General features: G+C 60.4%; 8 protein-coding genes and 2 pseudogenes. 5 read left to right on the top strand and 5 right to left on the bottom strand.

The features are described 5' to 3' along the window. Positions 1–76: 76 nt before the first annotated feature. The 3 genes from HT737_RS12795 (at position 77) to HT737_RS12785 (ending at position 5,333) form a co-directional block, all read left to right on the top strand. Positions 77–1,882 (top strand): phenylacyl-CoA dehydrogenase, encoded by a 1,806-nt coding sequence (locus HT737_RS12795; RefSeq protein WP_041069986.1) that lies wholly within the window; start codon positions 77–79, stop codon positions 1,880–1,882. Positions 1,883–2,075: 193 nt separating this feature from the next. Next, complete coding sequence (locus HT737_RS12790) at positions 2,076–3,365, top strand: GGDEF domain-containing protein (RefSeq protein WP_182402744.1); 1,290 nt, start codon at positions 2,076–2,078, stop codon at positions 3,363–3,365. A 189-nt stretch (positions 3,366–3,554) separates the two neighbouring features. Continuing rightward, on the top strand, positions 3,555–5,333 hold the full coding sequence (locus HT737_RS12785; RefSeq protein ID WP_145593516.1) for an acyl-CoA dehydrogenase C-terminal domain-containing protein: 1,779 nt from the start codon (positions 3,555–3,557) through the stop codon (positions 5,331–5,333). A 227-nt stretch (positions 5,334–5,560) separates the two neighbouring features. Here HT737_RS12785 and HT737_RS12780 read toward each other — a convergent pair whose 3' ends face one another. Continuing rightward, positions 5,561–6,490: a LysR family transcriptional regulator gene (locus HT737_RS12780; RefSeq protein ID WP_121187517.1), complete on the bottom strand. Its 930-nt coding sequence runs from the start codon at positions 6,488–6,490 to the stop codon at positions 5,561–5,563. 169 nt (positions 6,491–6,659) lie between these two features. Between HT737_RS12780 and HT737_RS12775 the strand changes: the two genes are divergently transcribed. Next, entirely contained in the window at positions 6,660–7,943 is a 1,284-nt protein-coding gene (locus HT737_RS12775; protein ID WP_182402742.1) for an aspartate aminotransferase family protein, read from the top strand. Between the two features lie 196 nt (positions 7,944–8,139). Beyond that, positions 8,140–8,298, top strand: coding sequence for a YqaE/Pmp3 family membrane protein (locus HT737_RS12770; protein WP_003228885.1), 159 nt, complete (start codon positions 8,140–8,142; stop codon positions 8,296–8,298). A 149-nt stretch (positions 8,299–8,447) separates the two neighbouring features. On the opposite strand, the pseudogene HT737_RS12765 reads toward HT737_RS12770, so the two are convergent. The 4 genes and pseudogenes from HT737_RS12765 to pqqC form a co-directional block, all read right to left on the bottom strand. Continuing rightward, positions 8,448–10,262: pseudogene (locus HT737_RS12765) on the bottom strand (prolyl oligopeptidase family serine peptidase). Next, positions 10,228–11,400, bottom strand: coding sequence for a pyrroloquinoline quinone biosynthesis protein PqqE (pqqE, locus tag HT737_RS12760; protein WP_182402740.1), 1,173 nt, complete (start codon positions 11,398–11,400; stop codon positions 10,228–10,230). Before pqqE ends, HT737_RS12765 begins: the two are co-directional and overlap by 35 nt. Beyond that, the gene (pqqD, locus tag HT737_RS12755) at positions 11,372–11,647 is read right to left on the bottom strand and encodes a pyrroloquinoline quinone biosynthesis peptide chaperone PqqD (protein WP_041070005.1); all 276 of its coding nucleotides are present in this window, start codon (positions 11,645–11,647) and stop codon (positions 11,372–11,374) included. Before pqqD ends, pqqE begins: the two co-directional genes overlap by 29 nt. Then, positions 11,644–12,395: pseudogene (gene pqqC, locus HT737_RS12750) on the bottom strand (pyrroloquinoline-quinone synthase PqqC). The gene pqqD and the pseudogene pqqC overlap by 4 nt, the downstream one beginning before the upstream one ends. Positions 12,396–12,505: the final 110 nt, after the last annotated feature.

Raw genomic sequence — 12,505 nt, 5'->3', positions numbered from 1 at the left:
TCAAACAACTGTTTGACCGTCACAACAAATCAACGCGGTCGTTCATTCCCGGTTACATCAGCAGAGGTTTATCGCTATGCCTGACTACAAGGCCCCCTTGCGTGATATTCGCTTCGTTCGTGACGAACTGCTCGGCTACGAAGCGCACTATCAGAGCCTTCCAGCTTGCTCCGAAGCAACGCCGGACATGGTTGACGCCATCCTCGAAGAAGGCGCCAAGTTTTGTGAGCAGGTATTGGCACCGCTGAACCGCGTGGGCGACCTCGAAGGCTGCACCTGGAGCGAGTCCGGTGTGAAAACCCCGACTGGCTTCAAAGAGGCTTACAAGCAATTCGTAGAAGGCGGCTGGCCAAGCCTGGCGCACGACGTCGAGCACGGCGGTCAAGGCCTGCCGGAGTCGCTGGGTCTGGCTGTGAGCGAAATGGTCGGTGAAGCCAACTGGTCGTGGGGCATGTACCCAGGCCTGTCGCACGGCGCGATGAACACCATCTCCGAGCACGGCACCCCTGAGCAGCAAGAAGCCTATTTGACCAAACTGGTTTCCGGCGAGTGGACCGGCACCATGTGCCTGACCGAACCGCACTGCGGCACCGACCTGGGCATGCTGCGCACCAAGGCCGAGCCTCAGGCCGATGGCTCCTACAAGGTTTCCGGGACCAAGATCTTCATCTCGGCCGGTGAACACGACATGGCCGACAACATCGTCCACATCGTACTGGCCCGCCTGCCGGACGCACCGGCTGGTACCAAAGGCATTTCCCTGTTCATCGTTCCAAAATTCCTGCCGAACGCCGATGGCACCATCGGTGCGCGCAACGCAGTGAGCTGCGGTTCGCTGGAACACAAGATGGGTATCCACGGTAACGCGACCTGCGTGATGAACTTCGACGGCGCCACCGGTTTCCTGATCGGCCCGGCGAACAAAGGCCTGAACTGCATGTTCACCTTCATGAACACCGCACGTCTGGGTACCGCGCTGCAAGGTCTGGCTCACGCCGAAATCGGCTTCCAGGGCGGCCTGAAATATGCTCGTGATCGTCTGCAAATGCGCTCTCTGACTGGCCCGAAAGCGCCGGACAAGGCCGCTGACCCGATCATCGTGCACCCTGACGTACGTCGCATGCTGCTGACCATGAAGGCCTTCGCCGAAGGCAACCGCGCGATGGTGTACTTCACCGCCAAACAGGTCGACATCGTCAAGTACGGCGTCGACGAAGAAGAGAAGAAGAAGGCCGACGCACTGCTGGCGTTCATGACGCCGATCGCCAAGGCGTTCATGACCGAAGTCGGTTTCGAAGCCGCCAACCATGGCGTGCAGATCTACGGTGGTCACGGTTTCATCGCCGAGTGGGGCATGGAGCAGAACGTTCGCGACAGCCGCATTTCGATGCTGTACGAAGGCACCACCGGCATCCAGGCACTCGACCTGCTGGGCCGTAAAGTGCTGATGACTCAAGGCGAGGCCCTGAAAGGCTTCACCAAGATCGTTCACAAGTTCTGCCAGAACAACGAAGGCAACGAAGCCGTCAAAGAATTCGTTGCACCGCTGGCTGCACTGAACAAAGAGTGGGGCGAGCTGACCATGAAGGTCGGTATGGCAGCCATGAAAGACCGTGAAGAAGTCGGCGCGGCCTCCGTGGACTACCTGATGTACTCCGGTTACGCCTGCCTGGCCTACTTCTGGGCTGACATGGCGCGCCTGGCTGCTGAAAAACTGGCTGCCGGCACCACCGACGAGGCGTTCTACACCGCCAAGCTGCAAACCGCGCGCTTCTACTTCCAGCGCATCCTGCCACGTACCCGTACCCACGTGGCCACCATGCTGTCGGGCGCCAATAACCTGATGGACATGAAAGAAGAAGACTTCGCACTGGGCTACTAAGCCTCAACGCGGTCTGACCAAACCGCTGCCCTTCCGGGGGCAGCGGTTTTTTTTTGTTGCTGGATCGCTCAGCAACCCGGCTTTTCTGCCGTTAAAGAGACTGCCTGTGATCTGGATCACATTGTGTGTGCTTAACTGGCCACATTGCAGGCACAATGCCATCTCTTTGATATGACGGGTCGGAGCTTTACCCTTGCCGCGTTCTTCCGCTGTACGTTTCAGTCATTTCCTGCCTTCACTGCTGTTGTTGCTCGCGGGGTTGGCGGCTGCGTACGTCAAAGACCTCAACGTATTCTTTACTTCACTGTTCAACGTGCTGCCGACCCTGGTGCTGCTGTTGGGCGGCGCTTACTGTGCGGTTTACCGGCGTCAGCGCGAACTGTTTCTGATGCTCACGGTGTACATCGCCTACTTTCTGCTCGACACCCAGACTGACTATTACCGCGATAACGGCAAAGTGCGCGAAGACGCTGCGGTGGTGTTCCACCTTGTCTGTCTGCTGTTGCCGTTGTTGTTCGGGCTGTTCGCCGCGTGGCAGGAGCGCACCCATCTGTTTCAGGACATGGTCGCGCGATTCGCCGTGCTGCTGGCCTTTGGCAGCGTCGCCCTCGGCCTTGAGCAAAGTTATCCCCAGGCGTTGCTGATGTGGCTCTCGGAAATCCGCTGGCCAGCGCTGCACGGCGCCTGGATGAGCCTGATCCAGATGTCCTATCCGGTGTTTCTCTCGGCGTTCCTGTTGCTGGCCTGGCAATACTGGCGCAACCCGCGCCCGTTGCATGCGGCACAACTGGTCGGCTTGCTCGGGTTGTTCTGGATGCTGCCGAAAACCTTCATCCTGCCGTTCACCCTGAACATCATGTGCAGTCAGGTGATGCTGATGATTGCCGCCGCCGTGGCGCATGAGGCCTACCAAATGGCCTTTCGCGATGAGCTCACTGGTTTGCCGGGGCGGCGCGCGCTTAATGAGCGCATGCAGCGCCTGGGCCGCAATTATGTGTTGGCGATGAGCGACGTCGATCACTTCAAGAAATTCAACGACACTCACGGTCATGACGTTGGTGATCAGGTGCTGCGCCTGGTCGCGAGCAAACTGTCGAAAGTCAGCGGTGGCGGCAGGGCATATCGCTATGGTGGTGAGGAATTCGCCTTGGTGTTTGCGGGCAAAACCCTTGAGGAATGCATGCCGCACCTGGAGGTGATCCGCGAGTCGATTGCTTCCTACAACATTCAGCTGCGTAATCAGGAAAACCGTCCGCAAGATGACCAGCAAGGTCGTCAGCGGCGTGGCGGCAGCGGTGCTTCCAGTGTCTCGGTGACGGTCAGTATCGGTGTTGCCGAACGCGTCGAGCAGCGAACGCCGGAAGAAGTCCTCAAGTCTGCCGACCAGGCGTTGTACAGCGCCAAGGGTGCCGGGCGTAACTGCGTCATGGCGTTCGGTCAGAACCGTCGCGGCGCGGTGCGCATGGACAGCGCCGCGGGCTGAATCAAGCCACACGCCATCGCTCAAAAGCCCGCTGATTGCGGGCTTTATTTTATCGCTGAATGTCAGTGACCAAAAATAACAAATCAGTCACCGGTTGACCCTATGTGTCGCAAAAGTTGTTGAGGTACACTCGGCCTCAACGAAAACACTCTTCCACGAATCACCTGTTTAGATCTTGCGAGGTTTGCCATGGCTGACTACAAAGCGCCGCTGCGCGATATGCGCTTCGTCCTCAATGAAGTATTCGAAGTCGCCAAACTCTGGGCCGAACTGCCGGCCTTGGCCGAGACTGTCGATGCAGAAACCGTAGAAGCCATTCTCGAAGAAGCCGGCAAGGTCACCAGCAAAAGCATCGCGCCTCTGAGCCGTGCTGCCGATGAAGAAGGCTGCCACTGGAAGGACGGCGCCGTTACCACGCCCGCCGGTTTCCCGCAGGCCTATCAGACTTACGCTGAGGGCGGCTGGGTCGGTGTCGGTGGCGATCCGGCCTACGGCGGCATGGGCATGCCCAAAGCCGTTTCGGCGCAGGTCGAAGAAATGGTCAACTCCGCCAGCCTGTCGTTCGGTCTGTACCCGATGCTGACCGCCGGTGCCTGCCTGTCGATCAACGCCCACGCCAGCGAAGAGCTGAAAGCCGCGTACCTGCCGAACATGTATGCCGGGATCTGGGCCGGCTCCATGTGCCTGACCGAGCCGCACGCCGGCACCGACCTGGGCATCATCCGCACCAAGGCCGAACCGCAGGCTGACGGTACCTACAAGGTCAGCGGCACCAAGATTTTCATCACCGGCGGTGAGCACGATCTGACCGAGAACATCATCCACCTGGTGCTGGCGAAACTGCCGGACGCCCCGGCCGGTCCGAAAGGCATTTCGCTGTTCCTGGTGCCGAAGTTCATGGTTAACGCCGATGGCAGCCTGGGCGCGCGCAACCCGGCAAACTGCGGTTCGATCGAACACAAGATGGGGATCCAGGCATCCGCGACCTGCGTGATGAATTTCGATGAAGCCGTGGGTTATCTGGTCGGCGAGCCGAACAAGGGCCTGGCGGCGATGTTCACCATGATGAACTACGAACGTCTGGGCGTCGGCATTCAAGGCCTGGCCAGCGGTGAGCGCTCCTATCAGAACGCCGTCGAATACGCGCGCGATCGTCTGCAGAGCCGTTCGCCGACCGGCGCGCAGAACAAGGACAAGGTTGCCGACCCGATCATCGTTCATCCGGACGTACGTCGCATGCTGCTGACCATGAAAGCCTCGAACGAGGGCGGTCGCGCCTTCTCGACCTACGTGGCAATGCAGCTCGACACCGCCAAGTTCAGCGAAGACGCCACCACCCGCAAGCGCGCAGAAGACCTGGTCGCACTGTTGACCCCGGTGGCCAAGGCATTCCTCACCGATCTGGGTCTGGAAACCACCGTCCACGGCCAGCAGATTTTCGGCGGCCACGGCTACATCCGCGAGTGGGGCCAGGAGCAACTGGTGCGTGACGTACGCATCACCCAGATCTACGAAGGCACCAACGGCATTCAGGCCCTGGACCTGGTCGGACGCAAGATCGTCGGCAGCGGCGGCGCGTTCTACAAGCTGTTCGCTGACGAGATCCGGCACTTCACCGCAACCGCCAGCGCTGACCTCGGCGAATTCACCAAGCCGCTGAACGATGCCGTCAGCACCCTTGATGAATTGACTGCGTGGCTGCTGGATCGGGCGAAAACCAATCCGAACGAAATCGGCGCGGCCTCGGTCGAATATCTGCAAGCGTTCGGCTACACCGCTTATGCCTACATGTGGGCACTGATGGCGAAAGCCGCGCTGGGCAAAGAAGCGCAGGACGATTTCTACGCCAGCAAGCTAGGCACCGCGCGCTTCTATTTCGCCCGTCTGCTGCCGCGTATCCACTCGCTGAGCGCATCGGTAAAGGCCGGCAGCGAGTCGCTGTTCCTGCTGAATGCTGAGCAGTTCTGATGATGTAACGTCATGTAAGCATTCTCTTACATGACGTGCTGCTGTTCTCCCATAGGCGTAGATTGGATCCACAGCTAATCTACAACTCATGGACGTCGCGCAGGAAGCGCAAAGCAACAACACGGACACGTAGGATTCTGCCAGGGTGGCGGAGTGAAATGGATGTCAGGGAAACAGTCTGCAAAGCCCCGCTTCGGCGGGGTTTTCTTTTGTCTGAAGAAAAGTTTTCAAGGCAACGGATCCAGTGGTGGCGCGGCTTTCAGCGGTTTGTCTTCACGCTGAATCACCTCTTCCAGCAACGTGCGCAGCAATGCCAGAGACGCCTGCTGGCGCTGCACATCGCGGCACACCAGGCCAACCTGCAGGGGCACCCGTGGCTCGCTCAGCGGTTTCCACAGCAGATCCTGATCGTCGTATTCCCTCTGTGAGCGCCCAGGCAGCACGGTCGCCAGTTTGGTGTGCGGCAAACTGTCGAGAATCCCCAGCATATTGTTCAGCTCGGCCTGCACTTGCGGGCGTCGCCCCAGGCTGGTCAGTTGCGCCTGCCAGATCTGCCGGATCTGAAACTCTTCGCCCAGCAGCAACATCGGCAATTCCGCTGCCTGTCGCATCGAGACCTTCTTGAATTCACGCAGCGGATGATCCGCCGGGATCACCAGCGTCAGCTCATCTTCATACAGCATCACGCCATGCAGCCCGGGTTGTCGCGGTGGCAGGTAGCTGATGCCGATATCCAGCGAGCCGTTGAGCAGGCGGCGCTCGATCTCCAGACCGGTCAGCTCGTAAATCTGCACCACCAGATGCGGCTGCGCCTTGCGCACCCGCTCGAGCATCTGCGGGACGAGGCTGGTGTGCACGGTTTGCAGTACGCCGATCGCCAGGGTGCGCAAAGCCTGGCCCTTGAAATTGCCCAATGCCTCGCGCGCGCGCTGCAATCCATCGAGCAGTGGCAGGGCGTGGTTGTACAGGGTGTGCGCGGCGAGGGTCGGTAGCAGGCGTTTGCTGCTGCGTTCGAACAGGGTGACGTCGAGGTTCTGCTCGAGCTGGCGGATCTGTTGCGAGAGTGCCGGTTGCGAGATCGACAGGCGCTCAGCGGCCCGGCCCACATGGCCTTCTTCGTAGACCGCGACGAAATAACGCAGTTGTTTGAAATCCATAAGTAATGCTTATCGAAAATGCTGGTAAATCGAAATGGCCCGAAGCCGGCTGTGAGCCTAGTCTAACCGCAATCACAAGGCTTACAGGGCCAAAGAGCGCGATGAATAGCGTTTGCTTCGACAGTGTTTGCATAGGCAGTTCAAAAAACCTCAAACGAGGTTTTTTTCAATGAATCTGTTCAGTTTGCGGCGCCAGGCGCCGAGTCTTGATGACCTTGCGTTCGAGATCCATCCCGCCGGGGCAGGCGACAGTCTGAATGCCGAGCGCTTGATGCCCAGCGTCGAGCGCCCGCTGCAGGTGTTCGTTCGTGGTCAGGGTTCCTGGCTGTGGGACAGTCATGATCGCGCCTACCTCGACTTCTCCCAGGCCGGCGGTGCCAACAGTCTCGGGCACAGCCCCTCGGCGCTGGTCAAAGCGATTGCCAGTCAGGCGCAGGCACTGATCAATCCTGGTTTCAATCTGCACAATCGCGGCATGCTCAACCTTGCCGAACGTTTGTGTGCCAGCACTTCCAGCGACCAGGCTTACTTGCTCAACAGTGGTAGCGAGGCCTGTGAAGCGGCAATCAAACTGGCGCGCAAATGGGGCCAGCTGCATCGTAGTGGGGCGTCGCGAATCATCGTGGCGAAGCAAGGTTGTCACGGCCGTAGTCTGGCGACGATTTCCGCGTCAGACAGTTGCAACCTGCTCAACCGTTTCGCTCCGCTGCTGCCAGGTTTCGATCTGGTGCCATTTAACGACCTGCCGGCGCTGCATGCGGCTGTCGATGCGCAAACCGTGGCGATCATGCTCGAGCCGATTCAGAGCGATGCCGGGGTGATTCCGGCCACTGAGCATTACCTCAAAGGCGTTGAACGGCTGTGCCGCGAACTGGGCATTCTGCTGATCCTCGACGAAGTGCAGACCGGTATCGGCCGCTGTGGCAATTTGCTCGCCGAGCAGTCTTACGGTGTGCGCGCCGATATTGTCGTACTCGGCAAGGGCCTGGGTGGTGGTGTGCCGCTGGCAGCGCTGCTGGCCCGAGGCAAGGCCTGCTGCTTTGATGCCGGGGAACTGGGCGGCACTCATCACGGCAACGCACTGATGACCGCGGCCGGTCTGGTGGTGCTCGACAGCGTGCAGGACCGGGCATTTCTCGAACAGGTCAAAGACCACGGTCAGCACTTGCGCGAGGGACTCGCGCGTCTGGCGCACCGTTACGGCCATGGCGAACTGCGTGGTCAAGGCCTGTTCTGGGGACTGAGCCTGTCAGAGGATTGCGCCGATGCCGTAGTCAGTGCCGCCCTGCATGAAGGCCTGCTGCTCAATGCGCCGCAAGCCGATTGCCTGCGTTTCACCCCGGCACTCACCGTCAGCAAGGCCAATATCGACGAAATGCTTCTGCGCCTGGCCCGCGCCTTTTCGCGGGTGCGCACCGCGCAACTGCAATGCCGCAAAGGGATTGCCGTCTGAACTGAAGTTTCCTGCCCGATTTCAAGAACCGTCTCGCGGTATAACGCACGCCTCACGCCTGATTCTTTTGGCGTGGGGCGTTTTTTTATGCCCGATAGTGGCGATCAAATGGCGTTTGCACTGAACCCTGACGAACGGCGCAGGTCGATTAGCTTGTATGGCTCAAGTGAGCCAACCCCCATTCAGGAGCTGACCCATGGACTTCATTCGTATCATCATCGCCATTCTGTTGCCGCCACTGGGTGTGTTTCTGCAGGTCGGGTTCGGCGGGGCGTTCTGGCTGAACATTCTGCTGACGCTGTGTGGTTATATCCCGGGGATCGTGCATGCGGTGTATATCATCGCCAAACGCTGAGTTCAGCGGCGCGAGATAGATTGCTATCGCGGGCAAGCCCGCTCCCACAGTGTTTTCGGTAGGTCACACATTTTGTGTACACCAAAAGAACCTGTGGGAGCGGGCTTGCCCGCGATGGGGGCGGCGCCATTTTGAAAAAAGTGCGGTATTCAGTCCGCCAACCCCATCACCCGCCCGATAAAAACGTCCACTCCTGCTCCAGCGCATGTGCCTGATTCACCGCCCGGCGAAAGCCATGGCGCTCCTCGGCGTAGTAATGCGCCTCGACCGGGATGCCATTGCGTTCCAGCGCCGTGACCATGTCGCGGGTCTGTTGCGGCACCACCACGGCATCCAGTTCACCCTGAAAGAAGATCACCGGCACCCGGATGTTGTTCGCGTGTAGCAAAGGTGTGCGTGCGGCGTAGCGCTCGACGTCCTGCTGGGGATCGCCGATCAGCCAGTCGAGATAATCGCCTTCAAATTTGTGCGTCGCCCGGGCCAGTGCCACCGGGTCGCTGACGCCGTAGAGGCTGGCGCCCGCGCGGAACACCTGATGAAACGCCAGCGCACACAACGTGGTGTAACCCCCGGCGCTACCGCCGCGGATAAACGCGCGCTCGCCGTCGATCAGACCTTGTCTGGCCAGATACGCCACCACCGCGCAGGCGTCCTCGACGTCCACCTCGCCCCAGCTCAGATGCAACGCTTGACGGTATTCGCGGCCATAACCGCTACTGCCGCGGTAGTTGAGGTCGGCGACAGCAAAACCGCGTTGCGTCCAGTACTGGATGCGCGGGTCGAGCATCGGGTAGCAGGCCGAGGTCGGGCCGCCGTGGATGAACACCACCAGTGGTGGCTGTGCCTCGTCGTTCATCGCCGGATAAAAGAAACCGTGGGCCTCCCCGCTGCCGCTCGGGTAGCGCAAGGTCTGCGGCCGGCTGATGCGCTCCGCCGGCAGTGGCGCAACACCACCGGCCAGCACATTCACTTCGCGGCTGGAGCGATCAATGGCTATCACCACCGAGGGGCTGATTGGCGAGGCGGCGATGCAATAGATGAGTTGCTGATCCAGCGCCAGGTGCCGGAAACGACTGTAGTCGCCGGTGAAGTCGTCGCCGTCGAGCGCCAGGCGACCAAAACCGCCCTCGGTCCAGCTCGCCAGAAAACGAATCGCCCACCGGCAACCAGGTGCAGCCACCCAGTTGCCAAGGGGCGGGCGCATGATCGGCCTCGGCGCAGGGCAGCCGCTGCAAACCGTCAGACGTTTCGCCCCACGGCTGCCAGAAGCCGCCGCGATCGGTCAGGCAGTACAGGCGATTTTCAGTGTCGAATCGCGGTTGCTGGATCGACTCTTCAAGGTCAGCTCCCGCCAGGCAACGCGTTGCGCCAAAGCCACCCTCAGCCAGAAGCTCGGCGACCATCAATCGCGTACACGTCCATGGCTGATGTGGTCGGTTCCACTCGATCCACGCCAAACGTCGGCCATCCGGGCTGATGGTGGGTGCAGCATAGAAATCCGCACCTTCAGTCAGCAAATGCCGGGTGCCGTCAGCCAGATCAATGGCGACGAGTCGATGCTGATCTTGCTGCTCCTCAACCGCCAACACCTGGCCGCAAGCAAAATGCAGATCGCCATAACGACACTCGCCGGAAGTCAGCACCTCGGGCGCGCCATCCAGCGTCTGCCGATACAACTGCTGATCCGCCTCATTGACGAAAACCACCCCGTCCGGCGTCAGACAAACCGCGCCACCGCCGTATTCGTACACCCGGCTACGCACGCTGAAGCCATTCGGCGTCAGACATTTCGCCGCGTCGTCGCGCCAGTGCCAGATCCGGCACGCGGCGTCTTCGGGGCGATATTCATTCCAGAATAAACCGTTGGCACCGAGTTGCAGTTCGGCGAAGTCCATTCCGGCGGCGAAGGCCTGGGTGGCGCTGAAAGGCTCAGCCCTTGGCGATGAGGCGTGAGTTTCGTTCATTACGGAAGGCCAGTTGTTCGATGGTCTGGGTGGCGGTCTCGGCTTCTTCGCGGGCCTTGAGAATCACGCCGTGATGTTCCGACTTGCTGCACACCGGATCGGCGTTACTCGCGTCCCCCGTGAGCATGAACGCCTGACAGCGGCAGCCGCCGAAGTCCTGTTCCTTCTCGTCGCAGGAGCGGCACGGCTCGGGCATCCAGTCATAGCCGCGAAAGCGGTTGAAGCCGAAAGAGTCGTACCAGATGTGCTGCATGCTGTGGTCGCGCACGTTGGGAAATTGCACCGGCAGCTGTCGGGCGCCATGACAGGGCAGGGCGGTGCCGTCCGGAGTCACCGTCAGAAAGACGCTGCCCCAGCCGTTCATGCAGGCTTTCGGGCGTTCTTCGTAGTAATCCGGGGTGACGAAAATCAACTTGCAGGGATGTCCTTCGGCTTCCAGTTTGGCGCGGTATTCGTTGGTGATGCGTTCGGCACGCACCAGTTGTTCCTTGGTCGGCAGCAGGCCGACACGGTTGAGCTGGGCCCAGCCGTAGAACTGGCAGGTGGCGAGCTCGACGAAGTCCGCTTCGAGCGCGATGCACAGCTCGATAATGCGGTCGATCTTGTCGATGTTGTGCCGATGGGTGACAAAGTTCAGCACCATCGGATAGCCGTGGGCCTTCACCGCGCGAGCCATTTCCAGCTTCTGCGCGAAAGCCTTTTTCGAGCCGGCGAGCAGGTTGTTCACCTGCTCGTCGCTGGCCTGGAAACTGATCTGGATGTGATCGAGACCGGCCTTCTTGAAGTCACTGATCTTCTGCTCGGTCAGGCCGATGCCCGAGGTAATCAGGTTGGTGTAGAAACCCAGCTGCCGCGCTTCACGAATCAGCTCGGCAAGATCCTGGCGCACCAATGGCTCACCACCGGAAAACCCCAATTGCGCTGCGCCCATCTCCCGCGCTTCGCGGAACACCTTGATCCACTGCTCGGTGCTCAGCTCTTTGCCCTGCTCGGCAAAATCCAGCGGATTGGAGCAGTACGGACATTGCAGCGGGCAGCGGTAGGTCAGCTCGGCGAGCAGCCACAGCGGCAGGCCGACTTCAGGTTTTGGCGGTACTTGCACCGATGTCTCAGGCAAGTTCGATCCAGTGTTGCGCACGGGCAACCTCCATGAATTGCTCGATGTCGTCACCGAGCTCGGGCACGCCGGGGAACTGCTCATCGAGTTTGGCGATGATCGCCGCGACATCACGCTCACCGTCGATCAAACCGCCGATCAGCGCGGCGCTATCGTTGAGCTTGATCATGCCCTCGGGGTAGAGCAGCACGTGGCCTTTTTGCGCCGGTTCGTACTGGAAGCGGTAGCCGGGACGCCAGGTCGGGATCTTGCTGCGATCGAAACTCATAAGGTGATTCCTTTGTGCCAGACCCGTTGTTCGGTGACGCTGTGGTACGGCGGGCGGTTCAGTTCGTAAGCCATGCTCATGGCATCGAGCATGCTCCAAAGAATGTCCAGTTTGAACTGGAGAATTTCCAGCATGCGCTCCTGACCCTCGCGGGTCTTGTAGTGCTCGAGCGTGATCGCCAGACCATGCTCGACATCGCGCCGCGCCTGACCGAGGCGGGTGCGGAAATATTCGTAACCGGCCGGGTCGATCCACGGGTAATGCTGCGGCCAGCTGTCGAGGCGCGACTGGTGGATCTGCGGCGCGAACAGTTCGGTCAACGAGCTGCTGGCGGCTTCCTGCCAACTGGCGCGGCGGGCGAAGTTGACGTATGCATCGACAGCGAAACGCACGCCGGGCAGCACCAGCTCCTGGGAACGCAACTGATCCGGGTCGAGGCCTACTGCTTGCCCGAGGCGCAGCCAGGCTTCAATGCCGCCGTCTTCACCGGGGGCGCCGTCGTGGTCGAGCAGGCGTTGAATCCACTCGCGACGGATCTCGCGATCCGGGCAATTGGCGAGGATCGCCGCGTCTTTCAGGGGGATGTTCACCTGATAGTAAAAGCGGTTGGCGACCCAGCCTGAATCTGCTCGCGGGTGGCACGCCCTTCGTACATCGCCACGTGGTACGGGTGGTAGATGTGGTAGTAGGCGCCTTTGGCGCGCAGTGCGGCTTCGAATTCGGTGGGGGACAGCGGGGTGTCGGTCATTGCGGTTCTCCGGGGAACAACCGTTAAAATCTTGGGTGTCTGGTCGGACGTCATCGCTGGCAAGCCAGCTCCCACAGTTTTTGTGTACACCACAGAACACTGTGGGAGCT

This window comes from Pseudomonas sp. MD195_PC81_125 (assembly GCF_014060985.1).
Classification (GTDB): Bacteria; Pseudomonadota; Gammaproteobacteria; order Pseudomonadales; family Pseudomonadaceae; genus Aquipseudomonas; species Aquipseudomonas parakoreensis.
Note: the sequence above shows the minus strand (reverse complement) of the source record. Positions and strands in the feature narration are given on the sequence as shown.